This window comes from Aliiglaciecola sp. SL4 (assembly GCF_041538045.1).
Lineage (GTDB): Bacteria > Pseudomonadota > Gammaproteobacteria > Enterobacterales > Alteromonadaceae > Aliiglaciecola.
Map to the genome: position 1 here is coordinate 82690 of NZ_JBGOSE010000012.1, position 26106 is coordinate 108795.

General features: G+C 41.7%; 18 protein-coding genes and 1 CRISPR repeat array. Of the genes, 10 read left to right on the forward strand and 8 right to left on the reverse strand.

All coding sequences use genetic code 11. From position 1 onward, the window contains the following. The first annotated feature begins 86 nt into the window (after nucleotides 1–86). Both AB6T38_RS15685 and AB6T38_RS15690 read left to right on the forward strand, forming a co-directional pair. Nucleotides 87–1721 (forward strand): methyl-accepting chemotaxis protein, encoded by a 1635-nt coding sequence (locus AB6T38_RS15685; RefSeq protein ID WP_372548198.1) that lies wholly within the window; start codon nucleotides 87–89, stop codon nucleotides 1719–1721. Between the two features lie 149 nt (nucleotides 1722–1870). Then, nucleotides 1871–2365 (forward strand): YqiA/YcfP family alpha/beta fold hydrolase, encoded by a 495-nt coding sequence (locus AB6T38_RS15690; protein ID WP_372548199.1) that lies wholly within the window; start codon nucleotides 1871–1873, stop codon nucleotides 2363–2365. 91 nt (nucleotides 2366–2456) lie between these two features. Here the strand turns inward: AB6T38_RS15690 and AB6T38_RS15695 are convergent, their stop codons facing one another. Beyond that, complete coding sequence (locus AB6T38_RS15695) at nucleotides 2457–3200, reverse strand: TrmH family RNA methyltransferase (protein ID WP_372548200.1); 744 nt, start codon at nucleotides 3198–3200, stop codon at nucleotides 2457–2459. Nucleotides 3201–3471: 271 nt separating this feature from the next. On the opposite strand from AB6T38_RS15695, the gene rlmE reads away from it, so the two are divergent. Beyond that, nucleotides 3472–4092 carry a 23S rRNA (uridine(2552)-2'-O)-methyltransferase RlmE gene (gene rlmE / locus AB6T38_RS15700; protein ID WP_372548201.1) on the forward strand — a complete coding sequence of 207 codons (621 nt, stop codon included), beginning with the start codon at nucleotides 3472–3474 and terminating at the stop codon, nucleotides 4090–4092. Nucleotides 4093–4112: 20 nt separating this feature from the next. On the opposite strand, the gene fdxA is transcribed toward rlmE, so the two are convergent. Then, the gene (fdxA, locus tag AB6T38_RS15705; RefSeq protein WP_372548203.1) at nucleotides 4113–4436 is read right to left on the reverse strand and encodes a ferredoxin FdxA; all 324 of its coding nucleotides are present in this window, start codon (nucleotides 4434–4436) and stop codon (nucleotides 4113–4115) included. Between the two features lie 210 nt (nucleotides 4437–4646). On the opposite strand from fdxA, the gene AB6T38_RS15710 reads away from it, so the two are divergent. From AB6T38_RS15710 to AB6T38_RS15730, 5 genes are all read left to right on the forward strand, one after another. Further along, nucleotides 4647–6278 (forward strand): NAD(P)/FAD-dependent oxidoreductase, encoded by a 1632-nt coding sequence (locus tag AB6T38_RS15710; protein ID WP_372548204.1) that lies wholly within the window; start codon nucleotides 4647–4649, stop codon nucleotides 6276–6278. A 28-nt stretch (nucleotides 6279–6306) separates the two neighbouring features. Further along, entirely contained in the window at nucleotides 6307–7584 is a 1278-nt protein-coding gene (locus tag AB6T38_RS15715) for a TMEM143 family protein (protein WP_372548229.1), read from the forward strand. A 490-nt stretch (nucleotides 7585–8074) separates the two neighbouring features. Further along, nucleotides 8075–9442: an alpha/beta hydrolase family protein gene (locus AB6T38_RS15720; RefSeq protein ID WP_372548205.1), complete on the forward strand. Its 1368-nt coding sequence runs from the start codon at nucleotides 8075–8077 to the stop codon at nucleotides 9440–9442. Then, nucleotides 9442–10503 (forward strand): sensor histidine kinase, encoded by a 1062-nt coding sequence (locus AB6T38_RS15725; protein ID WP_372548206.1) that lies wholly within the window; start codon nucleotides 9442–9444, stop codon nucleotides 10501–10503. The genes AB6T38_RS15720 and AB6T38_RS15725 overlap by 1 nt, the downstream gene beginning before the upstream one ends. Continuing rightward, nucleotides 10481–11203, forward strand: coding sequence for a LytR/AlgR family response regulator transcription factor (locus AB6T38_RS15730; protein ID WP_372548230.1), 723 nt, complete (start codon nucleotides 10481–10483; stop codon nucleotides 11201–11203). The genes AB6T38_RS15725 and AB6T38_RS15730 overlap by 23 nt, the downstream gene beginning before the upstream one ends. A gap of 42 nt (nucleotides 11204–11245) precedes the next feature. On the opposite strand, the gene AB6T38_RS15735 is transcribed toward AB6T38_RS15730, so the two are convergent. The 3 genes from AB6T38_RS15735 to AB6T38_RS15745 form a co-directional block, all read right to left on the reverse strand. After that, nucleotides 11246–12676, reverse strand: a complete 1431-nt coding sequence (locus AB6T38_RS15735; RefSeq protein WP_372548207.1) for an adenosine deaminase — start codon at nucleotides 12674–12676, stop codon at nucleotides 11246–11248. 81 nt (nucleotides 12677–12757) lie between these two features. Beyond that, entirely contained in the window at nucleotides 12758–13891 is a 1134-nt protein-coding gene (locus AB6T38_RS15740) for a purine nucleoside permease (RefSeq protein ID WP_372548208.1), read from the reverse strand. Nucleotides 13892–14403: 512 nt separating this feature from the next. After that, nucleotides 14404–16434 (reverse strand): serine hydrolase domain-containing protein, encoded by a 2031-nt coding sequence (locus tag AB6T38_RS15745; RefSeq protein ID WP_372548209.1) that lies wholly within the window; start codon nucleotides 16432–16434, stop codon nucleotides 14404–14406. Between the two features lie 225 nt (nucleotides 16435–16659). On the opposite strand from AB6T38_RS15745, the gene AB6T38_RS15750 reads away from it, so the two are divergent. Next, complete coding sequence (locus AB6T38_RS15750) at nucleotides 16660–17460, forward strand: DUF2034 domain-containing protein (protein ID WP_372548210.1); 801 nt, start codon at nucleotides 16660–16662, stop codon at nucleotides 17458–17460. A 29-nt stretch (nucleotides 17461–17489) separates the two neighbouring features. Beyond that, complete coding sequence (locus AB6T38_RS15755) at nucleotides 17490–18017, forward strand: excalibur calcium-binding domain-containing protein (RefSeq protein WP_372548211.1); 528 nt, start codon at nucleotides 17490–17492, stop codon at nucleotides 18015–18017. 80 nt (nucleotides 18018–18097) lie between these two features. Here the strand turns inward: AB6T38_RS15755 and AB6T38_RS15760 are convergent, their stop codons facing one another. From AB6T38_RS15760 to csy3, 3 genes are all read right to left on the reverse strand, one after another. Next, nucleotides 18098–19861, reverse strand: a complete 1764-nt coding sequence (locus tag AB6T38_RS15760; protein WP_372548213.1) for a methyltransferase domain-containing protein — start codon at nucleotides 19859–19861, stop codon at nucleotides 18098–18100. A 205-nt stretch (nucleotides 19862–20066) separates the two neighbouring features. Then, nucleotides 20067–24355: a CRISPR direct-repeat array (repeat unit 28 nt; unit sequence TTTCTAAGCTGCCTGTGCGGCAGCTAAC). A gap of 130 nt (nucleotides 24356–24485) precedes the next feature. Next, complete coding sequence (cas6f, locus tag AB6T38_RS15765) at nucleotides 24486–25082, reverse strand: type I-F CRISPR-associated endoribonuclease Cas6/Csy4 (RefSeq protein ID WP_372548214.1); 597 nt, start codon at nucleotides 25080–25082, stop codon at nucleotides 24486–24488. 6 nt (nucleotides 25083–25088) lie between these two features. Beyond that, nucleotides 25089–26072, reverse strand: coding sequence for a type I-F CRISPR-associated protein Csy3 (gene csy3 / locus AB6T38_RS15770; protein ID WP_372548215.1), 984 nt, complete (start codon nucleotides 26070–26072; stop codon nucleotides 25089–25091). Nucleotides 26073–26106 lie beyond the last annotated feature (34 nt).

Sequence of the window (26106 nt, forward strand, 5' to 3'; positions counted from 1 at the left end):
TAGAATTAGACTAGACTAACGAAATAGCCATCTGATGACAGCCCGTATTTTCAATACAGTCAGCGTCAATAGTTTAGGAGCAAAGCATGATTTTTTTGCGCAAATTTTCATTAATCTATCGATTAAGTTTCATTGTTATTTTAATGGTGCTGGTGTTAGTACTGCTCAGTTTTAGTGTGCTGAATCATCATTATCAAGTTCTAGAGCAACAGGCTTACAAAGAAAATAAAAGCGTTGTCGATGTTGCCTACAGCGTCATCGAGCATTTTCATCAATTGGCAAGCAAACAACAGCTTAGCGAAGAGGATGCAAAAGCAATGGCCATCGCTACTGTTAGCGATCTAAGATACGACAACAACAATTATTTCTGGTTACAAGATGCCACCCCCGCCATGATCATGCACCCTTTTAAACCAGGGTTAAATGGCAAATCCCTGTACGATAGTATTGATGCAAATGGCAAAACGTTTTTCCGAGAAATGTCCCAATTAGTAAAACAACAAGGCAGTGGCTTTGTGACTTATGTTTGGCCATTGCCGGGTGAAGAAACACCAACATCCAAAATATCCTATGTTAAAGAATTTGCGCCTTGGGGTTGGACTATAGGTTCGGGGATTTACATGGATAAGCTTGACGCTTTCTACGCTAAATTGCGTAACTCTTATATAATTGAATCCTCTATTGGGTTGCTATTCATTCTAGGTGCGACTTGGTTAATTAGCAGAAGTATTACCGCACCAATTCAAGAAGCCGCTGAACGAATGCGTGATATAGCCCAAGGTGAAGGAGACCTAACCCGCCAACTACCTGTCCAAGGGAATGATGAAATTACCCAGTTAAATCAACATTTCAACCAATTCACCTCCAAAATACGAGAGTCTCTTGTTCAAGTAAAAGCAATTGTCGAAGAGTTAATTATTCAATCTAACTCTGTAGCCAAGGTCAGCCAAAGTAGTAACACTTTTGCACAACAACAAAGTGACGCGACTATTCAAGTTGCTGATGCGATTGATCAAATGAGCAAGCAAATTACTGATGTAAGCAACAATGCATCCAATGCCCAAAAAACCACAAATGATGCAAAAAACAACGCACAATCAGGGGCAGTTGCGGTTACTCGTAGCGTCGATGATATACAATCTTTAACATCAAGTATTGAGCAAGTTAATTCAGTTGTATCTCAATTAGCTGAGCAAAGTGAAAATATTGGCAGCGTATTAGATGTGATCAGATCCATTGCAGAGCAGACTAATTTATTAGCCTTAAATGCGGCAATTGAAGCGGCTCGCGCAGGCGATCAAGGTCGAGGATTTGCAGTAGTCGCTGATGAAGTGCGCACCTTAGCTAGCCGCACTGGACAAAGTACAGATGAAATTCAAAGCATGATTGAAAAACTACAAAATGATGCTAAAGCAGCCGTAGACGCAGTAAAGATGAGTCAGGACACTTCTCAAAAAACCGTCGGTGACATTAATCAAGCCAACCAAACACTACAAGAAGTAGCCAGATTAATGGGGCAAATGTCGCAAATGAATAGCCAAATTGCCCAAGCCACAGAGCAACAAACTGAAGCTTCCCACGCCATTAATTTGCGATTAAATGACTTAAATGAAACTTCTGAACAATCTGTTACAACGGCTACCACACTAAACCACGCTAGCCAAACTCTTAAAGCACTCAGCGATAAGGTCCATACCGTGGTAAATCGCTTTATATTATGATGTTGAGGCTATAAGTTGCTGGTAAAACTGAATTGGTTTAGTCCCGGTTTGGGGCTGAGTGATTAACAGAGCCTAAAAAACACAGGCTTTACTATTAGTGGCTAGCATCCATTGTTATCATTTGTACAAACTATCAACTGAACATCATTATGAAAGTCATTTTCTCACATGGAAAAGAAAGTGGTCCTTGGGGATCTAAAATACGAAAGTTAGCCGAGATTGCACAAAACCTCGGATATTCAGTAGACAGCATAGACTACTCTGATATGGATAACCCTGATAGGCGTGTTGATAAACTTATAAAAATACTCGCAACCACAGATGATAAAGTTGTTTTAGTGGGCTCTTCTATGGGCGGCTACGTTTCCATGGTAGCGGCGCAAGAACATACATGTGAAGGTATATTTCTGTTAGCTCCAGCCTTGTATATGCCTAACTACGCAATACAGTCTTACTCTCCTAATACCCAAAACCTTTGTATCGTCCATGGTCTAGGTGATGAAGTGATCCCCTATCAACACTCAGCGAAATATGCGCAACAATCTAAATGTGAATTGCATCTAATCGAAGGCGATCACAGACTCAACTCGTCACTGGATGAGGTGTCAGAGATTTATACGGCCTTTTTAACTCAATTCGAGTAATTTGAGAACTTTAAAAGCTTTTAGGCGCTAAAAAAAGAATTTAGTGAACGTTTGCGACATTTTATAAAGATCATGTTTTAACTAAAATCCGTTAAACTGACAATTGGTACACGCAAATATTCACCGCACTAGCTAAATTGAGGGAATCAATTTTGCCACTGCCAGTAATGGTAAATGCATCGGCAGCACAAGCAGATAAGGCCTCACGGGGCACGCCGCGAGCTTCGTTACCAAATAAATAACATTGGTAATCGGAAAATTCTGGACTCTTGATATGTTTGCCTTGCATATCCAAATAAGCAAAACGTTTAAACCGAGTCTGTAACTCGTCTAATTCAACCTCTAACTCAATAGGTACGTGAAATATCGCCCCCATACTGGCACGCACCACCTTGGAGTTAAAGGGGTCAACACTGTTGGGACTGAGCAATAATCGAAAATCCCCAAACCAGGCTAAAGTTCGCAAAATAGTCCCTAGGTTACCGGGATCTTGCACTTCATGGAGATAGATGCAGCGCTCCCCTCGCAGGTTTGTTTGCTGCAATTTAGCCGCTTTTGGTAATGGCACACAAGCTATAATGCCCTGAGGGCTTTTGGTGTCACTGAGCTGTGCCATTTGCTTTTTATTGAGCACGACCAGACTACTTTGACTAAACAGTGGTTTAGCCCAATCCTGGTATTCTTCGGTAATATATAAAGTAATATTGCTTAATTCAGCGTCTTGTTTTATTGCTTTTTGAAGCTCTAAAACCAGATGTTCACCTTCCACTAAATAATAACCAAATTGAGCACGGTATTTTTTTTGATGGAGCTTTTTTACATCATCAAATTTCATATTAACTTGCCTTGGAATAGTGACGAGATAAAACACAAGTTAAATACAGCACTTTTGGTCATGCAGTTCCCTATTTTTATTTAGTTATTTGTTTATGGATTGGGTAAACGAATTAATCAACTCGCAAACTCATTGTACCCCGTTGATGAAATCAAGTCAGGCAAAAATAAATTGTCTTAAAAGGCATATTTTACCCTGAGTAATTTGCAAATTTGCCCTGCCAGCTTACAATAAGCGCCGTTTAAACCATCTAAAATAGCAGACTCACTTTATGGCACGCTCTAAAACCAGTAAAAAATGGCTGGACGAACACGTTAACGATCCCTACGTAAAAAAAGCGCAAATTGACGGCTACCGTTCCCGTGCAAGTTATAAGCTGATTGAAATTAATGAAAAAGATAAGTTAATTCGTCCTGGCAACATTGTGATGGATCTTGGCTCAGCGCCAGGTGGATGGTCTCAAATAGTTGCGCCTTTGGTAGGCAAAAAAGGCAGAGTAATAGCCTCAGATATTTTACCAATGGATTCGATACTGGATGTGACCTTTATTCAGGGTGATTTCACCGAAGAAGCGGTTTATGAGCAAATTGTTGCTGAATTAAACAATGAAAGAGTCGACGTTGTGGTTTCAGATATGGCACCGAATATCAGTGGCGTGAATGCCACCGACCAATACAGTTCCATGTACTTGGTAGAATTAGCCTTAGATATGGCTCGCAACGTCCTTAAACCCGGCGGCAGTTTTTGCGCAAAGGTGTTTCAAGGTGTGGGCTATGAAGAATACTTAAAAGACGTGCGCAGTTCGTTTAATAAAGTGGTCATTCGCAAACCTGATGCTTCCCGCCCACGTTCTCGTGAAGTTTACATTGTCGCCAAAGGGTTCAAAGCTTAAATCAAGTTTTGTGCTGTGCGTTAGCGTTCTAACAAAGGTAACTTATCGGCAACCCCATTCCATTTATCAGCGTCTTCTGGAGGCGCTTTTAGCTCATTCAAATTAGGCCATTCTTGGCATAGTTCTTCGTTTAACGCTAAATATTGTTGGTGTTCGGCAGCCAGATCAGTGTCTTGAATAATTGCATCAGCCGGACATTCAGGTACACAAAGGGCACAATCGATACAAATTGCGGGATTGATCGCCAAAAAATTAGGCCCTTCAAAAAAGGCATCTACTGGGCATACTGCAACACAATCTGTATATTTGCACTTAATGCAATTATCTGTCACTACAAAGGTCATTGAAAGCTAGTTTGTTTAGGATAAAAATATGCGGATAAGTTTAAAGAAGCCTGTTAAAAACACAAGTTCTTTTTAGTTTTTGATAAGACGAACTATTTTCACTTGAATTGATCGGATATCCAAGTAAACAGGGCTATCTATCGCAGATTAGCTGATTTAAAATATCTCGCCCTGACAGACAGGCTGTCCGGCGTTTAAAGAGTGTGAAATATGTTACGTTTGACGGATATTAAGTTACCCCTAAATCACCCAGAACAGGCCATTGAGCAAGCAATACTCAATAAGCTCAAAATTGAGCAAAGCCAGTTAATATCCTACAACATGTTCAAACGTGGCTACGATGCACGCAATAACAGAGACATCCAACTCATTTACACCTTGGATGTAGAGGTTAAAAACCAATCTGAACTACTCGCGCAATTCGAACGAGATCCCCAAGTTCGACTCACTCCAGATATGCAATACAAGTTTGTCGCCCAAGCCCCTGCTAATTTAACTGAGCGACCCGTTGTGGTTGGCTTAGGCCCCTGCGGCTTATTTGCCGCGTTAATTCTAGCGCAAATGGGCTTTAAGCCGATTATCATCGAGCGCGGAAAAGAAGTAAGAGAGCGCACCAAAGACACCTTTGGTTTTTGGCGTAAAAAACCTCTTAATCCAGAATCAAACGTGCAATTTGGCGAAGGTGGTGCCGGTACATTTTCCGATGGCAAACTATACAGTCAGGTAAAAGACCGCAAACATTATGGTCGTAAAGTACTCCATGAATTTGTTGCCGCAGGCGCACCGGAAGAAATCATGTATGTGAGTAAACCCCATATTGGTACCTTTAAGTTGGTCAATATGGTGGAAAAGATGCGCGAAAAAATTATTGCCTTAGGCGGCGAGTTTCGCTTTAGTACCCGCGTAGAAAAGCTCGATTTAGTTCCTCAAAAACAAGGTTATAAACTCAAGGGTTTGCACTTATCTGATGGAGAATACCTAAGTTGCAATCAGGTTATATTAGCAATAGGCCACAGCGCCCGAGATACCTTTACCGCACTTTATGAACAAGGTGTGCATATTGAAGCTAAACCTTTTTCAGTGGGCTTTCGCATTGAACATGAACAAAGCATGATCGACAAGTGTCGATTTGGTGAAAATGCCGGCAACCCAATTTTAGGGGCGGCAGATTACAAACTTGTTCATCACTGTAAAAATGGCCGCACCGTGTATAGTTTTTGTATGTGCCCAGGGGGCACTGTGGTGGCCGCAGCTTCTGAGCCAGGAAGAGTGGTCACAAATGGTATGAGTCAATATTCTCGGCATGAGCGTAACGCCAACAGTGCCATTGTTGTAGGCATTACCCCAGAGCAAGATTATCCCGACCACCCACTAGCAGGTATCGAATTACAGCGCTCCCTAGAAGATCGTGCTTTTGCCGTAGGCGGTGAGAACTATCATGCACCAGCACAGCTAATAGGCGACTTTTTATCAGGAAAAGCCAGTGCTGAATTAGGCGAGGTAAAACCCTCATACACCCCAGGTATCACCCTTACTGATTTATCTAAGGTCGTTCCCGATTTTGTTACCGAATCCATACGCGAGGCCATCCCTGCATTTAATCGTCAAATCAAAGGCTTTGCTAAAGCTGATGGGTTATTAACGGGCGTGGAAACTCGCACCTCATCGCCCATTTGTATTAAACGAAACAAAGACTATCAAAGTGTTAACGTTGAAGGTTTGTATCCTGCTGGCGAAGGGGCTGGTTATGCCGGTGGTATTTGGTCGGCAGGCATAGATGGTATCCGCGTCGCTGAAGCTGCGGCTTTGGCCATGGTTGCCAATGACGAAAAACCGGAATAAGCACAAGCAAGCAGGGTAAACATTGGTGATACAGCAAAGTAGTAAAAAAGATAGGTTTATTCCGTTAAGAAAAACAGACCTAATCAATGCCTGTATAGTACAAGGACAGCTAGTTGAAGCTGATAAAAAAGCCTTTACGGAGCTATGTCATATACTGGTTAGCACCCTACATTTTGAATATCATCAAACCCTTGAAACGTTAAAAGACAACTACGCGCCTTTTGATCCTAACGCTGACACTCTACCCGTTCATGCCACCTCGCAAGCATCCTTAGAAGATAAACAGCAGGTATTCGCACAAACCTTTGCTCAGGTATTAAATGCCGCGAACTTTGAAAAGGTGACGGAACAAGATTTACAAGAAGCTCTGCACGAAGCCTCTTTATTTAAAGTAAGACTAGAAGTGGAATTTTCAGATTTTGCCGAAGTGGTATTTTATCGTCGTGGTGAATACCAAAAAACCGAAACCTTAAGTAAGTTTTGGGGTTTAAAAAAACAACAAGTCACGTTCACCAATTACGACAAAATTGCGGTATACATTAAGTTTAAAAACGCTGAATATTTTGCACAAAAGAAAGCGAAAAATCTTAATTTCGAACCAGACTCTACCATCATAAAGTTATTCCAAAACGTACCCAAAGCAGATTTAGAAATGCTCTTTCCCAACAGTGAGGTGCGCATGCGTACCCTAGACAAAGCCATCATCGGTGGCTCGGCATTAGTGGGCGGAACTGTGGTACTGGTAACAAAGTTAGGGGCTTCCCTATTGCTAATGGCAGGCCTAATCAGTTATTGGGTTGGTCTTTCCGATAAAGCCGTCACCATTGGCACCCAAGAACTTATCGCCCTTTGTGCCGGAGCTGGCGTGATTGGCGGTTTTATATTTAAGGAATGGAGTAAGTTTAAAAATCGTAAATTAAAATTTATGAAAGCTCTGGCAGATAACCTCTATTTTAAAAATCTCGACAACAACGCTGGGGTTTTTCATCACCTAATTGATGCCGCTGAGGAAGAGGAGTCTAAAGAAGCCATACTCGCCTACTACTTTTTACTGATCAGCCAACACCCTATCAGCAGCGAACAATTAGATCAGCAAATTGAAGAATGGTTTGCTCACCAATTCAATTTTGAAATTGATTTTGAAATCGAAGATGCGCTAAATAAATTGCACCGATTTGGCCTCATCGAAAAGCAAGATACCCTCTATCGCGCCCTACCTCTCAATCAAGCCCATGCTCAACTCGATAAAGAATGGGACAATATATTCAGTACGCCGGTAAATGAAAGCGATTCAAAACTCACTTAGTTAAACACCTTATAAAGTCCCTTCTGATATTTCGCGAAGCAATTTATATTTTTTTGTGTTCTATCTATCCCCATTGACGTTCAAAACAACACGACATCTATGTTGTTTGCATCAATTGAACATAGCGCGCAGCCTCAACTAACTATAATGGTTGAGCATGACAATCTAATTTGGGAATAAGATGAATTTATGATACTGCACATTGAGTATTTAACTCTTGATACATACTCAGAACCCGTTAATTTTCAGCACATAGTTTGTATCTGCACCCTGTTGAATGTCATCACAGGCATGGGTTAGCATTTTCAGTGGAAACAATACTGCCATTGCCTTAAATTTCCCCAGCCAAGCTCCATATTCATCTTGTACTAAACTACTCGCCCAGTAAAAAAACCAATCATCCTCGGTATTTACCGTTAGTCATATTTTCCGCAAATAGGCTTTTTAGGTGGTTAAGCTTTGTCTCACTAACTAACGAGAGGAAACAAACATGTTCACGTCAAAACACCTAAAATCTGTTGTCATAGTTTTAATCGGTTTACTGCCTGCATTTGCGTCCTTGGCAAATGTTGTAGGAAGCTGGCAGGGAGAGCTTAAAGTTAATCAAAATACCAGTTTGCCGATGATCGTGCATTTTAGTCAGCAAGATACGCAAATTACCGCAACTTTAGATAGTCCAGCGCAAGGTGCCACCGGTATTCCCATAAACGATGTTGAGGTAACGGCACAAGCAGTAAGCTTCAAAGTCAGTGCTATTGGCATGACCTTTACTGGTAACTTTAGTGATGCAAACACCATAATAGGCACCTTTACTCAAGGCAGTGCTCAATTGCCACTAACCCTAAACCGCAACCAAGATTCGGTAAAAGTCCCAAATCGTCCACAAACTCCCGTGGCCCCATTTACTTATGTGAGTGAGGAAGTGTCATTTAGCAATCCCGATGCAAAAATCACCCTCGCAGGCACGTTGACGAAACCCAAAAGAGACGGAAAATTCGCTGCGGTTATTCTCATTTCTGGCTCGGGCCCGCAAGATCGTGATGAAACCTTATTCAACCACAAGCCCTTCGCTGTGATTGCCGACCACTTAACCAAGCAAGGTTTAGCCGTTTTACGTTTTGATGATCGCGGAACCGCGCAATCTGAAGGTAATTTTGCCACTGCCACCAGCGCAGATTTTGCCACCGACGTGCAAGCGGCTGTTACATACTTAAGCACTCGCTCAGACATTCTGGCTGATAAAGTTGGCCTAATTGGACACAGTGAAGGTGGTATGATCGCCCCTATGGTTGCCAGCAACAATCATGACATTGCCTTTGTGATTATGCTTGCTGGTTTAGGGGTAGATGGTGTGACCTTAGTTACTCAGCAATCCTATGATATTCAAAAGTTAATGGGCAAAAAAGAAGCAGCCCTGCGCACAGAGCGCCAACAAGACACGCAATTGTACACACAAATAGTTAATGGCATGGCCACCGACGAGATCCGTGATTATTTTCTGCAACAAGGACTAGGGGAAACCGCAGCTAGCGCTAAAGCTCAACAATTGGGTTCAGATTGGATGCGCCTTTTTCTTGGCTACCAACCACAACACTATTTGAATAAGGTTACCAGCCCTATCCTCGCCATTAACGGTAGCAAAGATTTGCAAGTGGATGCAAAAGCCAATTTAGCTGGACTAGAACGCATTTTAAAAGCAAATAAACACCCTGATTTCGAGATAAAGTCACTGCCAAATTTAAATCACTTATTTCAAAAAGCAGACACAGGATTACCCAACGAGTATGCTACTATCGAGCATACGATGGATACTCAAGTGCTTGTTTTAATGGCTAAATGGATAAAAGCTAGAATTTAATGATGTTACGATCTTTTGTATTTTTACAATTACTGGGTTGGTTGCTGTTTGGAGCAATCAACTTTTTCAGCAGGGCCATGCTGCAAGGAGGCACTTGGGTAGAATTTATTTCTACAAGTGTCTTGGTGATAGTGGGATTGTTAGTATCTAGCGGATTAAGACGCTTCTATCACCGCCCTAAAGTACTTAAATTGCCACCTGGAATGTTAGTTTTAACCGCCTTTTGTGCAAGCATAGTGGCTGGTATTTTTACTACCTTAGTAGTGTTTATCTTATTCGAGCCCTTTGCTCAAACCCTCTACAACACCCCAACGTTATTTACTGTGATGCAAGTTACCTCCAACATTATCAACCTGAGTTTGGTGATGATCATTTGGTCGGCTTTGTATTTTGCTATTAAGCGTTATCACAAATATGAACAAATGAAGGCGGAGAAATTAGCCTTAGACAGCACCCTCAAACAAGTGAGCTTAGAGGCATTAATCAATCAATTAAATCCTCATTTTATGTTTAACACCATAAATAATATCCGTGCGCTGATTTTAGAGGATGCGAACAAAGCAAGAGACATGTTGAGCCACTTAGCCGACATGTATCGCTACACCCTCAACACCGACAATAGCCATCTAGTCACCTTGGCCGACGAGTTAACCATGATAGATGACTATCTAGCCTTGATGGAAATTCAATTGGAGGGCCGACTACAGACTGAGTTTGACGTTGAGGCTGCTAGCCAAGCCGCGTTCATCCCCCGAATGATGCTGCAACTGTTAGTTGAAAACGCAATTAAATATGGTATTGCCAACAAAAAACAAGGTGGACAACTTACCCTAGTGGCCAAACGTCAATCTGAAGCTTTATTTTTGCAAGTTCGTAATACCGGAAAAATCGAAAATAGCTTACAAGATAGTACAGGTATGGGGTTAAACAATATCCAACAACGTTTAGCCCTGCTGTACGCTGATAAAGCCTCTATTACCATGACTGAACAAGACGCCCAGGTTGTGGTGACCATATTATTGCCATGGAGTACAAGTGATGATTCGCGCAGTGATAGTTGATGATTCTCGTTTAGCTCGATTAGAGCTGCGGAATCTATTGGAACAGGTAAAAGACATTGAGGTTGTAGGCGAAGCTCAAGACGTTGATGACGGTCTCGATCTCATTGATGAAACCAATCCAGATTTAATTCTGCTCGATATCAATATGCCAGAAAAAGACGGCTTCGATTTACTCAGCGAATTAGATACTGTACCCCAAGTAATTTTCACCACCGCCTATGATCAATACGCAATTAAGTCATTCGATTTCAACGCTTTAGACTATATTTTAAAACCCGTTACCGCGGCTCGACTCGAACAAGCCATTGAAAAGGTCAGAGATAAGCTAAGAACAACAGCGCAAACCCAAAACAAAAATGATTTACTCACACCCGAAAGCCGCTTTTTTGTCAAAGAAGGCGAACAATGTTGGTTAGTTAAGATGGCGGATGTGCATTTAATTGAATCTGTTGGCAATTATAGTCGGCTGTATTTTAACGGCAACAAACCGATGATCTACAAAGCCTTAAGTAAAATTCAAGCTCGTTTAGAGCCCGGTTTATTTTTCCGTGCTAACCGCCAGCAGTTAGTAAATATGAGTGAAATAGACGAGGTTTCCCCGCTGCTAAATGAAAGTTTGGAACTCACCTTAAAAAACGGCGTAAAAGTCAGCGTATCACGTCGCCAAAGTGTAGAGTTTAAAACCCTATTTAAACTCTAAACAACACATATCAAACATGGTCATAATGAGCTGTAGCTTAATTTAAGGGGATATTTCGCAAATCTTAAACGCCTTACAGGGATAAGAATAAATTTCCGGCTGAACCGCTTTTAGCGCAGTCATTTTTTTCGCCTTAAACGCGCTTTCGAATTGACTGATGCGTTGATAATAATCCGCGAGTAACTGCTGTTTAGTTTCTTCATCCACAAAAGCAAATGTCAGGGAGTTTGCACCGACTTTGACCAACTCCGACCAAGACAAATTAAAGTTGGTGACCGCAGTGTAATACTCATCGGTCATATTCGAATCCCACATACCTCGGTCATCAGTTGATAACGCAACTGGTACCCCTAAGCGCAAATATTCCGGAAAAGGATGGTTAGAATAATCGTCAACATATTCTAATAACAGGTTACTGATTAAGTTAATTTCAATAAGATATTGATTGTAGCGCATCAATAATAAGGTATCGGCATCATCAATTAGATTAAAGCCATGGCCGATGCGAGTAGCCCCTAATAAAAGCGTATCGCGAATGTGCTGATTAGGCTCGTCACTTTCTCCGGCGTGAATGGATAAGTTCACCCCATGGAACTGATGCCTAAGCTTTCGCATGGTTGATAAAAATCGTTGGGGATGACCTTTATCATTATCTTCGCGGCCAACCAAGTCAACGGCAACATAAAGCTCAGGATGTTCAGAAACAAATTTATACATCCACACTAGGCCATTTAAAGCCTGCGAAGAAAACCGCAATAACGCGTATTGCAAACGAACTGTAACACCGCTGTCGATGGCATCTTGTTGGGCAAAACGTTTACGGTATATCTGATACACTTCTTCAGGTTCAAAACGGCTGCCATCTGCGTGAACATAACCTTGAACGCCAGCATCGGTTTCTAAATAAGATAAACCTTCAGCACCAAATGCTTGCATATTTTTGACAATTAAATTGGCTTGCATATAAGGATTAGACAGCAAAGAATTAAGACGATTCCAATGGGTTTCAAAGAACTCATCACGGCCCTCGCTGGCTTTGTCGAGTCGAATACTGTTCATCCAAGCTTGTTTTTCTTGGGAGTTAAGATCTTGTAGACGTTTGTATTCGGACTGCTCACAGCTATCTAGCTTTTTGTATTCAAACTCTTGAATATTCACAAATAACATTAAATAGGGAGATCTTGAACGTCTATCTGAACGGTGAGCTTTGCAATTATTTATTTTTACTTTTGTATAATAAACATAACCGTTTTGCTGTTGTTTAATGGCCTCGTTAAACCACCACGATGAACGATTCGAACCTGTGGAATGGTTATGTAAATCGCCCCCTTTGGGCATTGCATATAAAAAGGTATATAAGTCTTCAGCCGAGGCCGTTTTTTTAAAAGATTCGAACTCTTTATCAAAGGTTGCTGCAAATGTGCTAGATATAACACTCATACAAAAGATAGAGAGTAAACACACCAATTTCATTGTAATGGCTCCAAAGGGGCTAGTGATTGATATCAACTAGCTTAATGCTATTTGTGGTTAGAAAACGAATTCTAAGGCGGACTATTTTACTTCGTAAGGTAATTGACTCTGGTAATCATCCCAGTTGCTCACAATTTTTTGAATCACCGTATTGGCAACAGTATAGGCGGCATTTTTAGCCGGATAACCACCGTCTGGATAAGGAGCGGTCACACTCCAACTGCTTAGTTTGTCTGCCGGTGCCATGGTATAATTACTCACGGTTCTAAGCACCATAATTCGCTGCGGATCCACTTTATCAATACGAGCAAGGCGCATTAAGGAGGTTAAGGTTCCAGAGTCTTCCATATTACTGGTCATAAAGTTAGCCGTATCGCCACCGTATAACTTCAGCCAATCGTTAGCCCATTCGTTCAAGTGTTTCCCGTGCCAATATTTACTTGCACTTAAGGTATCCCCTTGGGTCACAAAAGGCGGTTTTTGCGCATTGGGCATGGTTTTGTATAAGGCTCTGAAGGCTTTTATCCCTTCACTATCTGGCAATTTAAGGGCTTTTGTTTCACTAAAGGCCCAATCGGCTAATTGACTGTTTAGCTCAAAAGACACCGTATCTAACGTCCATCCCGTTGAGATGTCTTCAGGCTCTTCCGCCGGCTGTGTTGCCCCCAATGGAATAATTCCATATGGCCAAGATGCGGGAATTTCTCGGGCATCAATTTGATAAATCAGATCACCATCAACAACGTGCTTTGCCCATGCCGCCGAGCCTAGGGATATATCTTCAGGATCGCCACCGGCAATTCCCGCAACCACCCAATAAGCTTTACTCAGATCAAAGCGCGAATCCAACCCCAATGCCATAATCGACGCGGTTGCATTGGGAATACCACCACCAACACAAATTACCAGCACACCGTCGTCATTTAAGTATAAGTCGTATTCGCCTAATGGGAAATCCAGCTTGTGATTGAAATTGCCACGCTCTAGCCAAAGTTGCAGTTCACCGGCGTCATCTCCCATTGCTTCACCAGACTCGTACATGGTTACCACCACAGCTTTAATAGCATGGATTTGTGCATTAAGGTTAACCTCGTTGATGGCCTCAACTTTAGCTGGTTTAGGCTGGTTGCTAGTCGTTTCGGTATTACCACAGGCGACTGTATTCGCCGCTAACAAACCCAACATAGCTGGCTTAGCGTATTTCAAAAATGACATATTTATACTTCTCCTTACAAGATCCCATTGCTCAACATAAAATCGTATTACATCGAACTTAAAACTTGCCCAACTGGTCAGCAATTATCATACCCTAAGCATAACTTTACCCATAAACAATGGCTAAACACCCAAAATACATAGTTAAATCATTGATATTAAACGACTATGTTTATTTATTGGCAAACCTAAATTCAAAATTAATCTGCCAAGTTTCCTTATTCAAAACCTCGTATTTTCACCACACAAAGAACACCTTAGCCCATTAGCACCAAATAAGGGCGCAGATTCTTAACATAGGCATAGAACCGCAGTGACATTAAAATGCGAGGTTGGGAGGGTGCTGATCTGTAGTGCAACAGGGAATAATTGGGGAAATAAACAATAAATATAAAACATATTGCAAGGTTAACTAGGTACAACGACGACCTAGTTAACCTTGTTCCATGAACTTTAAAAAGAACTTAATTTTAAAAGTACTTAACTTCTAACAAGCTTACATTCAAAACTGCTTACTCAGCAGTGACCTCGGTAAACACATAAGAATGCTGCATATCAATGAGTGTAAGAGTACGTTTACCTGAGTCAGTTTGGCCTATTACTAACTCCATTCCATACAAGATAGGATTTAACATCACTACAGACGTTGAACCATCTGAATTAGTTTTAGTGGTTAACGCAGTCGTCCAAACGCCGGGGTTGAAAATAGTTTCACCGTCAACGTTAGATATCCATACCTCACCTAACGTATCACTCTCATAATGCTTAGCTAAATTGGCTAAAATAGCCGCGTCAGCAGGCATATCAATTTCATCAAAACGGGACGCATGTACTTTTTGTTGTTCAAGTACATTAACTTCTACCTGTTCACTCGCTTTGGGCGTGGCATCATACAATAACTCAATTAACTTGCGCTGAAATGCAGAGGCCAAATAATACCCTTCGTCAGAGTTGGTCAAAATAACCGCTGCTACATTAGCATTGGGTATCACAATAAATTGCGATTGATACCCAGCCAAACTACCACCGTGTTCGATGAACTCCACACCGGCAATTTTTCGTGTTGACAGCCCCATGCCATAATACTCATCTTTACCAGAAGACACGCCAGGTACCCGTCTTTCCAATAAGGGCGTTTCTGCAAACAGTCGTTTTCCGTCAGGGCTAACACCTACCCTTAACTCGTTGATGAGGTACTTGAGCATATCGGAAGAAGTAGAAAACGCGCCACCAGAAGGACGATAAGGTACAAGCGTTAGGTTAAACCCCTCAGTTGCGGTCTGTTCAACTTCCACAGACTTAAATTCAATACCGATAGCATAAGGTTTGGCAACATTGTCCGCTAAGGCCTTTTCAAAAGAAAAAGTGGTACTCTTCATTTGCAAAGGATCAAAGATAAATTCTTGCATAGCTTTATCGTAAGCGGCCCCCAACTCCATGTCGGGGTAGAGAATATGACCGGCAATAAGCCCCGCCACTGCAGGCATTTGATTGTTGTATTGGTATAACTCACCAAAATCACTGGTAGGCTCTACGTTGGCTAAATCTTCAACGGCCATTACGCTTGGCGCATCGGGTCCGCTATTAAATACCCATGTCATATCTTTACGAGGTAATCCTGTGCAAGCACAGACTAGATGACGAATAAGCACTTTATCTGTGGTTTCTTGGCTACCTAATTTAAATTCAGGATAGTGATCAGTGACTTTATCATTCCAGTCAAGCTTGCCCATTTCAACTAGCTTAGCCAGCAGCAGGGTTGTCATGCCTTTGGTATTTGAGGCCACGGCAAATAACGTGTCTTTATCAACAGGCTCATTAGTCTGGATATTTTTAACCCCTACCCCACCTTCATACACCACCTTACCGTTTTGATAAATGGCGATGCCAGCGCCTGGTACCTGTAACTTTTTGGCCGACTCATCGACGAAACTCAGCAACGCCTCGACTTTTGGGGCATCCAATTGATGTGCAATATTGCCTGACACATCTTCAACCTCAAAGCCTTGCAATGTATAACTGCTTTTTAGTGAACTTAACTGCGAACTGCGTTTTCCTAATACAGCCAAACTAGAATCAACTAATACAATATGCCAGTCACTGTCTTTACGCAGTACTAGAGCAAAAAAAGCCCGCTCTTCGGATATAACACTTTCATATTCAATAAAGGTTTGCTGTTGCCAACCATTTTTCGCCACCTCGTCGTTAATAAAACGCACTTCACGGGCAAAGTCGGGAGAGACTTTGTGCCAAGCTTGCAAGGCAGCCTGCGCAGCATCGTTGGCACCTTTAACCACAGTAATTACCATGAAGCTATCATCTTCAGGTGCAGTGTATTTAATTAACTCAGTGCCTTTGTCTTCAGTCCAATTTTCCGGTGCATCATAGGTTGCCCCTAACCAATCATCAGAGAGTTGACTTGCCCCATCCAAACCCGACAATTCAGGATCAGCAGGTGGTTCAATATTGGAAGTGTCGCTAGTACAAGCGTTTAGAAACAAAAACAGTGAAAAAATAACCGAGCAGCAATGAAGTTTACGCATAACATCAGTCCTTTGATTTGATTAAAAAACAGACTACACCAGTAAGTGCGATTTGGAAAGTAAAAGGGAAGTTTAGGTTTATGAGCAATTCCTAACTGGGCAAAAAAAGCCTATTCGTCATAATCCTAAATTATGAAAATCCGTCATTAGTTATCATATTAGAAACGTAACTTCGCCGCAAAATAATCTATAGTTTAGGCTGTCTATTCAAGCTATGGATTGCATATGAGTCGCAAAGAGCCTTCACTTCTGGTCATTTTTTCTTATCTCCCCTGGTGGGCTAGTGTGACCGCGGGTGTATTGGTTTATGTCTCATTAGCTTATGTATTTCCTGCACTGATTATCGAAAACCCAATTATTTCGATGATGATTATGGCAGGCCAGAATGTAGCGTGGGTTTTTGCTTTGATGTTTACTCTCCCCGCAGTATCTTCGATATTTAAACATAAAAAACGACAGCAATTATTACAACACCAACAAGGAATAGACACTCTGCGTGAAATCTCATGGAGTGATTTTGAAGTGCTAGTAGGAGAAGCATTTCGTCGCAAAGGTTTCTCAGTTCAAGAAAATATGAATGGTGGTGCTGACGGTGGCGTAGATTTAAGAATTTCAAAAGACGGGAAATTACATTTAGTCCAATGCAAACATTGGCGTTCTTCCAAGGTAGGCGTTTCCATCGTACGAGAAATGTTTGGCGTACTAACGGCATCAAAAGCCCAGAGTGTTTACCTAGTGACTTCGGGGGAGTTTACCAATGAGGCGATTAAGTTTGCTAATAACCTTCCCATTACACTTATCAATGGCCAAGCTCTACTTGCTTTAATCAATGAAATAAAAACAACGGTTAACCCAATTCAAGTCAGCCACAACACAATAAAAGAGCATACGCATAACTCCGAAAAGATCTGTCCAAAATGTCAATCTCAACTGGTCAAACGAACTGCCAAAAAAGGCAAATATATGGGTAAAGAATTTCTAGGATGCGTAAGTTTTCCGCGCTGTCGTTATACCGAACAGCTCTAAAACCTTTAAAAATCGAAACAAGGAACGTTATGTACCGAGGTAAACTAACAAATTGGAATGATGATAAAGGCTTTGGCTTTATTAAAGCTGATGGCTTAACAAGAGATACCTTCATCCATATCTCAGAATTAAAGCACATGAGTCGCAAACCAAGAATGGGTGACTACATTAACTTTGAAATAGCTAATACCAACGGCAAAAGTCGAGCGATAAAAGCAAGTATTGAAGGCGTGGGTGCTATTCCAAAACCAAGTTTCAAACGAAACAATAAAAAACAATTCAAGTTGCGATTTTCTTACATTTTGATTCTGATAAGTTTTGGAATACTAGCCATTAAACACTTTCAAGAACCCGCTAAAAGCACTTCACAATCCACCATTATTTCATGGCCCACATTTACAGAAACAGAGAGTAAGCAAAACTTTTCATGTGACGGCAGACAGCATTGCAGCCAAATGACATCAAGGGCCGAAGCAGAGTACTTCCTAAGAAATTGTCCCAATACCAAAATGGATGGAGATAGAGATGGAATACCTTGTGAAAGGCAGAGGTTTTGATCTGTTTGATACATAATCATCGCCTTCGAAAGTATAAATTGGTTGGAGCAACATACCCCAACAACGATCAAATAATATAATTACCACTCATTTAGTTGCTGCATATCTTTTAGTCGTCCACGTTGCAGCAATAGAGCGTCAAACAAATCATCTATTGAGTCATTGTGAGGTGTGAGCCCTGGCAATGCGATATTCGCCTCGGCAAAAAAACGTTGTTTTTGATTTGCAACTTCATCTTCTAACCAAGCCGATAGCCACCAATCCTGCATTCGTTCTTTCGCTTCCTTTAGCTTAAGCTCAGAAGGCAAACGATCTCGTTTGTTGTTATTGACTTTGTGGTCACTTGGGACCAAATTCCAAAGATCATTATTTGGCCAACGAGAAAAAGGCATACTGTGATCAATGTCGTATTCTTGATTTAACCGTTTTGCAGACCAGACGCATTGCATCGATTGGGACTTTGATAAAACCTCAAAACGATTACGAACTTCAGATGTGGTTCGCTGAGGATCTAACCATTTGAGTGCTTGATAAAGGTAAACTTGTTTTTCGGGTGTCGCATAAGCTGCATTTCCCTTGTAGACGGCCATTGTTTTAACCCACTCATTGACCAAAACGGGCTCAATCCAACAAGCATAACGGCTTAACGCCAGCCAAGTGGTTTCAGGCAAAGAAAACTCGCCCCATTTTTGTAAGGTCGGTAAATCTAGGAAGATACTATCTCTTGCCCTCACAGATTTAGTTGCCGCTTCGAAAACCTGTGTTTTTTGATTTGGGAGAGTAATGTACTGACAAGGCATTTCTTTGATATTTTTAGCGCTAGCGCTAATGGTTTTATGCAGAGCAATGGCGTCTTCACCAGTAAATAAGTTTCCAATTCGGTAATCTGATGCCGCCCGATGTTTTAATTTATGCCAACCGTCAGGTTTCATAAACCCCATATTAGGTTTAGCATTTGGCACTTGGAATAATTGATGATGATCGATTAAATCTTTGTATTGATGCATCCAATACAAAGCAACTAATCCTAAAGGCAAAATAACTCTATCGCCTGTGGCCAAAGACTCTCTGCGTATCACGGCACCAGGGTGACCATCTGCTATCCGTAACAAAACTCTAAGCAGTGCGAGCTTATGCGTAGCTGACTTTCCATCGTTCACTGCCACATGACGAATAAATGGAAACGCACCTGTGCCGTCGTCTGGCAACTGCAAAATCACGGTTTGCCAATAAACGCCTTCTCGGCCGAGTTTATCGGCTTCATTTTGAGCTTCAAGTTTGGCAAACAAACCGTAGTCTTGTGCTAAATGTTCAACCTCTTCAACACTTACATCGAACATTTGCCGACTTTGCTGTTCTTCTTTTGTCATTCCAAGTTTGAGTGAAATAACAATTTTCCCACCGGGTTTAAGTAAGTTAGCTAATTTACGAATAGCTCTTGCTCGATGGCTAGGAGGGACATGCATCCAAACAGCACTGAGTAAAATCAAATCAAAATTAACTTCAAGCTTAGTGGTTTTTTCCAGTGCAGGTAACGAATCTTGTAGCCAATACACCTTCTTATGTTGCGTTGTTTCCTTACCTACCCGCAACATTTCAGCGGCGGGTTCAACAGCATAAATCTGGCAATGATTATCAGGTTTGAGTTTCTGTTCGGCTAGATCAGCAATATAACCAACATCCCTCCCCACTCCAGCTCCCACATCTAAAATAGATGGGTTAGTTTTTTGCTCAAACAAAGAAGTTAAATGATGCGCCCAATTGTTATGAACATCGAGAAAAGACAGTGACAAATACTGAGGGGCAATTTCTTCAATTTTGTTATTGTAGTAGTCGGAAGACACGATAATCCTTAGCCGAGTATTTATTCATTGTTCAACATATAAAAGACAATATAAATTTATATCATAACTTCATATTCGTAAGACAGCTAAAGATATTAGCTTGGAGAGCGTTTAGGAAATCAGACTATTGAAGAGTTATCATTAAGTTTAAATGAATCAGTCCTAATAGTAGCTTTTAATCACTTTAATTAGCCTTAACTTTGTGTTTTTAAGCTGCGTGTACGGCAGCAAACTTGTCTTTAAGCGCTTGCATCTTTTCTTTGATTTTCTAAGCTGCGTGTGCGGCAGCTAACTTTGTGTCTTGGCCTATGCGTCGTTTTTGCGCTTTCTAAGCTGCCTGTGCGGCAGCTAACATCTACAGATAACAGGCTTTAGCCATATGAAATTTCTAAGCTGCGTGTGCGGCAGCTAACGATTAGCTAAAGCGTATCAAGTTGAACAAGGTTTTCTAAGCTGCCTGTGCGGCAGCTAACAAACCCAAACGCTAAATTCCCCGTTCTTTATGTTTCTAAGCTGCCTGTGCGGCAGCTAACGTTTATCACTTCTGATACTGATGCGGTTATGTTTTCTAAGCTGCCTGTGCGGCAGCTAACTACTACCTTGGGCAATCAATACCAAGCTGACATTTCTAAGCTGCCTGTGCGGCAGCTAACACTGTAGGTGAGTTTGAGCGCGGCTTTGGAACTTTCTAAGCTGCCTGTGCGGCAGCTAACTGTCGTCTTTGTCTTTGACTTGAGCAACAAAATTTCTAAGCTGCCTGTGCGGCAGCTAACAGAAGCGCAGTTCAATCATTAATCTCTGGTTTTTTCTAAGCTGCCTGTGCGGCAGCTAACTACCAGTTCATTTTCAGCGCTGTTCAATCTAATTTCTAAGCTGCCTGTGCGGCAGCTAACCCCATACGCTCGACTCTGCCGCCATCGTTTTATTTCTAAGCTGCCTGTGCGGCAGCTAACTTTTAGTTTCAAGCCAAGAAGAGACAGAAACTTTTCTAAGCTGCCTGTGCGGCAGCTAACGAGATGGTTGCATGTGGTCAACTTTGAAAACGTTTCTAAGCTGCCTGTGCGGCAGCTAACCTGCAAATCGCGCTCGTAGTCTTGCTCGTTTATTTCTAAGCTGCCTGTGCGGCAGCTAACAATTTTTAAGTATGAATAAACATCACAACACATTTCTAAGCTGCCTGTGCGGCAGCTAACATTCCACAACAGCCCGTTTGCTTACACTAAATTTTCTAAGCTGCCTGTGCGGCAGCTAACTGATTGCACATGATTTATTAGAACATTCGAACTTTCTAAGCTGCCTGTGCGGCAGCTAACTTTTCCCCACCTTGGTTTGAATAGTTGACCAATTTCTAAGCTGCCTGTGCGGCAGCTAACGATATTAACCCTGATTGCGAAAAGCTTTGCAATTTCTAAGCTGCCTGTGCGGCAGCTAACGTGATATATCCCAATTCAAACTTGACAGTGACTTTCTAAGCTGCCTGTGCGGCAGCTAACGGATTGATGAGCCTAGACGATTAAAGGGGAAGTTTCTAAGCTGCCTGTGCGGCAGCTAACAATTAGGCTACCACAAAAAGCCGAAGGTTAAGTTTCTAAGCTGCCTGTGCGGCAGCTAACCAATTATAGCTGATAAGGATTTTCATGTGTTTTTTCTAAGCTGCCTGTGCGGCAGCTAACTCACCTCTGGCCTCTGCCTCTTTTATGTATGCTTTCTAAGCTGCCTGTGCGGCAGCTAACTGATTCGTCCGGTGTGTTTGCTTGTTCTGTTATTTCTAAGCTGCCTGTGCGGCAGCTAACTAAGCGACGCGTGCGATATACGCGACGAGAGCTTTCTAAGCAGCCTGTGCGGCAGCTAACATTCCTAACGATTAATGATTTGTCGTCGGGATTTTCTAAGCTGCCTGTGCGGCAGCTAACTTTATCTAAATTAATTAAAATAATATTATTTATTTCTAAGCTGCCTGTGCGGCAGCTAACATGATCACTCAATAGATTTGACTTTCTATACATTTCTAAGCTGCCTGTGCGGCAGCTAACGAAGTAATCAGCAAAACCCGACACAACAAGCGTTTCTAAGCTGCCTGTGCGGCAGCTAACACTCGGTTTCATCGGACAAGTTAACTACTTTTTTTCTAAGCTGCCTGTGCGGCAGCTAACGAGTTGGTTGACGGGGTATTTTGTGGGGTTGCTTTCTAAGCTGCCTGTGCGGCAGCTAACACATCTCAAACACTGACACAGCACTAATACTATTTCTAAGCTGCCTGTGCGGCAGCTAACTCACTATCTGAGTCGGGTTTGAATCTCATAGTTTTCTAAGCTGCCTGTGCGGCAGCTAACTTGTTAGAGCAAGTTAACCAAATGATAAAGGTTTTCTAAGCTGCCTGTGCGGCAGCTAACGTAGCAACTGCAACGCTAGGTGTTGATTTGTCTTTCTAAGCTGCCTGTGCGGCAGCTAACCATCTAAGCGGGGTTAAACGAAAAATAGTAGGTTTCTAAGCTGCCTGTGCGGCAGCTAACGTCTAGCTGAAATTGATCTACCTGCATCATCTTTTCTAAGCTGCCTGTGCGGCAGCTAACATATGGTCGCGCACTAAATCCGCTGGTCTACTTTTCTAAGCTGCCTGTGCGGCAGCTAACCTATAGATCTAACTTTCTACACGGGGCATAATTTTCTAAGCTGCCTGTGCGGCAGCTAACTTAATTCCAAGTCCCGCTTGGTCGGTATGTCTTTTCTAAGCTGCCTGTGCGGCAGCTAACATATGGATTTGTCAGCATCTGGCATTGAAAACTTTCTAAGCTGCCTGTGCGGCAGCTAACAAAAGATGCTTAATGAAAGGCTTGATATGTTTTTTCTAAGCTGCCTGTGCGGCAGCTAACTACAGCTCGTTTAAAGGCTATATAGATTTTAATTTCTAAGCTGCCTGTGCGGCAGCTAACATGACATGCTGATTATAGGGTTGCTTCCAAATTTTCTAAGCTGCCTGTGCGGCAGCTAACTTACTGGTAAGACCACTTAGTTTGAAAGTTGTTTTCTAAGCTGCCTGTGCGGCAGCTAACTCATCGACAATAAACGCATTGAATTACTTCAGTTTCTAAGCTGCCTGTGCGGCAGCTAACACGTTTATATCTGAGTTGGTTGATATTAAAGATTTCTAAGCTGCCTGTGCGGCAGCTAACTTCTAAAAGATTGGTGTACTGTGTGGACTGAGTTTCTAAGCTGCCTGTGCGGCAGCTAACTACCCGTGACGGAAACTTGTATTTCTTGAGTTTTTCTAAGCTGCCTGTGCGGCAGCTAACTTGATGGTATGTTAGACGGACAAAGCGTTATTTTTCTAAGCTGCCTGTGCGGCAGCTAACGTATTGACGAGTTACAGTCCTGCAATTATGTGTTTCTAAGCTGCCTGTGCGGCAGCTAACACACATTAGCGAATAATGAAATGTGCGCTCTATTTCTAAGCTGCCTGTGCGGCAGCTAACCACTTGGGGGCGCAATGCTTAGCCCAGGAGCATTTCTAAGCTGCCTGTGCGGCAGCTAACGGCAAGAAAGGAAAAAGCCCCGCGATAAGCGATTTCTAAGCTGCCTGTGCGGCAGCTAACATGTCAACAATTCCGCCACCTTTACCCGTGACTTTCTAAGCTGCCTGTGCGGCAGCTAACTATCTCCCAATGGTTTTCCGTCTGTTCTTTGTTTTCTAAGCTGCCTGTGCGGCAGCTAACAAAAGTTTTATTCATTGTGGTGTGTTGAGAACTTTCTAAGCTGCCTGTGCGGCAGCTAACATTTGAATTGTGGCCGTTGCTTTTTCGTTTTCGTTTCTAAGCTGCCTGTGCGGCAGCTAACTTCAACCCACATCAACATACAGATGTAAAGACTTTCTAAGCTGCCTGTGCGGCAGCTAACCAGGGTGTAACATTATTTGTTTTGCTCTTGGTTTTCTAAGCTGCCTGTGCGGCAGCTAACTACCGTTGCCACTCTTTTTAACATCTGCAACCTTTCTAAGCTGCCTGTGCGGCAGCTAACTTGTCATTAGTCCATCTCCAGTTGTAATCCTTTTTCTAAGCTGCCTGTGCGGCAGCTAACAGACCCTAGTTAAAAATGTGCTTGCGCGTAAGTTTCTAAGCTGCCTGTGCGGCAGCTAACCTTATCTGGACTCAGGCGCGACTAACTTAGACTTTCTAAGCTGCCTGTGCGGCAGCTAACACAGGTGGAAATTACGCAGCACTACATATCAATTTCTAAGCTGCCTGTGCGGCAGCTAACGTTCTAATTGCAAAACAAGCTCACTTGGGTAATTTCTAAGCTGCCTGTGCGGCAGCTAACTATCTGTTGTTTTGCAATATTGGGTTATAGAATTTCTAAGCTGCCTGTGCGGCAGCTAACAAGATTGAGTAAGATTATGGACGTTACAGAGTTTTCTAAGCTGCCTGTGCGGCAGCTAACGATTGCCAGATGTGCGGATTACTTTTGATTTGTTTCTAAGCTGCCTGTGCGGCAGCTAACTATAGAATAATAATGTAAAAATAAGTTACAACATGTAGTTAGGTAAAAATTTGAATTTTTACCTTCTATTTCACCACACTTTGTAACTTACTGATTTATTTTCAGTTTTTTAAAGAGCAAACTTTAATGGTTAAAACTTAGGTAAGGATGAATTACCACTAAAGCCATAAGTATTAAACTTTAATGGAGCATTATTTGGTCCTACCGTTTTTCTAACAATACTCATATTAAAATCATCATTACTTGTAAGACTTTTCATTTTTATAAATGGCAAGGCTTTATCTTCTTCTGACATTTTATAACCAGAAAAGTACAAACTCGCCTGCTCAAATGTTTCATTATGCCGTTTCATTCTTCGCCGAATATGTTTATCTGGATTCCCAGCTTTTTGACGACGATTAAAGCTTTCAAATGAACCTACATCAGCCGGAACATCCGCAATATTTTTAATATGCAGGTAATCCGTTAAACGGCTTAACCATTTATGAATATTTAATCGTTCTAAATCTGCTTTATTTACAGAAAACAAACGCAATTTATTACCTAAAAAGCCCGGTTTGTCGGTGTTCATTCTGTAGTTAGGAAAACTCACGGCAATAGGCACTTGCTTATTACTGTCTTGTATTTCAACTAAAGCTAAATGGACTTGCATCATTAGCTTAGACCACAAAAAATGAACACCAATATCGTCACTCGGTAAAATGGTGATATCGATATAGTGTTTCATATTAGTTTATTCCCCAAATACGCCACCACGTATTAACATCGCCATAATATAGTGTTGTTGTTCAATCGCTGGCTCTTTGCCTTTAATCATCCAAGCATCAAGTAAATTATAAAAGTCTGTTTTTTCTTTTGGTTGACGATACGCTGCACCACGGTTTGTTACTGAACCATAAGGTTCAACTGCAATAGGACCTACTTCGTCAACAGATGGATGCCAAGTATCGATTGTGCGTAAGGCATTACCAATTTTTTGAGAATGCATTGCGGCCTGTCCATCAAGTTGATATAAAAATTTACTTTTATCGCCTTTCCCCCCACCCATCACTAATTCTTGCGATGGATACACAGCTTGGCCTTCGCCTAATTGGCTATAAGCTTCAACTTTTATAAGTACATGATTATCGGTTATGCCCTGTTGAATAAATTGTGCAAGTTGTGTAATTTTTGCATCACTTGAAAATTCACGTAATGAATACTCTTGGCTATTAAATTCAATGGTTTCATTTGCCACTGTTACAACAACTTTTACGTTTTCAGCACCTACACGATTGCGCCATAAGAAACGAGCACTAGCAATATTAAAAGCATAACGTTTTGATAACTCTTCAAAACTTACATCAGTTTGATATTGCGTTATTTTTTTAGCCAGTTCAGCTTGATAATCAGGGTTATTACAAGTTGACGGAGTTACTAAATCGCTTAAGACCCGTAAGGTAAAAACAACTTTTAAGGTGTCTGTTTTATGCGTTAATGCAGCAATGTCAACTGTTTGTAAATTGGCTTTAGATACTTCTGCATCTAACTTTGTTGGATCATTTGCTGTTGCCGCTTTTAAACGATTTGAAATTGTACCACGTACTGCTTTTTCGCCCACTTGTATTGGTTGCCATTCTTGCTGTTCCCAATTGCCTGCAAACATGAGTGCATCTGATGGTACTAACTTAGCTTCAAATGCTAATACTGATGGTGTTTTTAATTTAATTTCGGCCATTTTTATTACTCCATTGATAAAATATTTTTATTAA

What these genes read in the sequence shown, in the direction of transcription:
- rlmE (WP_372548201.1), top strand. Translation starts at nt 3,472, where the DNA reads ATGGCACGCTCTAAAACCAGTAAAAAATGGCTGGACGAACACGTTAAC.
- csy3 (WP_372548215.1), bottom strand. Translation starts at nt 26,072, where the DNA reads ATGGCCGAAATTAAATTAAAAACACCATCAGTATTAGCATTTGAAGCT.
- AB6T38_RS15720 (WP_372548205.1), top strand. Translation starts at nt 8,075, where the DNA reads ATGTTCACGTCAAAACACCTAAAATCTGTTGTCATAGTTTTAATCGGT.
- AB6T38_RS15710 (WP_372548204.1), top strand. Translation starts at nt 4,647, where the DNA reads ATGTTACGTTTGACGGATATTAAGTTACCCCTAAATCACCCAGAACAG.
- AB6T38_RS15740 (WP_372548208.1), bottom strand. Translation starts at nt 13,891, where the DNA reads ATGTCATTTTTGAAATACGCTAAGCCAGCTATGTTGGGTTTGTTAGCG.
- AB6T38_RS15725 (WP_372548206.1), top strand. Translation starts at nt 9,442, where the DNA reads ATGATGTTACGATCTTTTGTATTTTTACAATTACTGGGTTGGTTGCTG.
- AB6T38_RS15695 (WP_372548200.1), bottom strand. Translation starts at nt 3,200, where the DNA reads ATGAAATTTGATGATGTAAAAAAGCTCCATCAAAAAAAATACCGTGCT.
- fdxA (WP_372548203.1), bottom strand. Translation starts at nt 4,436, where the DNA reads ATGACCTTTGTAGTGACAGATAATTGCATTAAGTGCAAATATACAGAT.
- AB6T38_RS15685 (WP_372548198.1), top strand. Translation starts at nt 87, where the DNA reads ATGATTTTTTTGCGCAAATTTTCATTAATCTATCGATTAAGTTTCATT.
- cas6f (WP_372548214.1), bottom strand. Translation starts at nt 25,082, where the DNA reads ATGAAACACTATATCGATATCACCATTTTACCGAGTGACGATATTGGT.
- AB6T38_RS15690 (WP_372548199.1), top strand. Translation starts at nt 1,871, where the DNA reads ATGAAAGTCATTTTCTCACATGGAAAAGAAAGTGGTCCTTGGGGATCT.
- AB6T38_RS15730 (WP_372548230.1), top strand. Translation starts at nt 10,481, where the DNA reads ATGATTCGCGCAGTGATAGTTGATGATTCTCGTTTAGCTCGATTAGAG.
- AB6T38_RS15750 (WP_372548210.1), top strand. Translation starts at nt 16,660, where the DNA reads ATGAGTCGCAAAGAGCCTTCACTTCTGGTCATTTTTTCTTATCTCCCC.
- AB6T38_RS15745 (WP_372548209.1), bottom strand. Translation starts at nt 16,434, where the DNA reads ATGCGTAAACTTCATTGCTGCTCGGTTATTTTTTCACTGTTTTTGTTT.
- AB6T38_RS15755 (WP_372548211.1), top strand. Translation starts at nt 17,490, where the DNA reads ATGTACCGAGGTAAACTAACAAATTGGAATGATGATAAAGGCTTTGGC.
- AB6T38_RS15735 (WP_372548207.1), bottom strand. Translation starts at nt 12,676, where the DNA reads ATGAAATTGGTGTGTTTACTCTCTATCTTTTGTATGAGTGTTATATCT.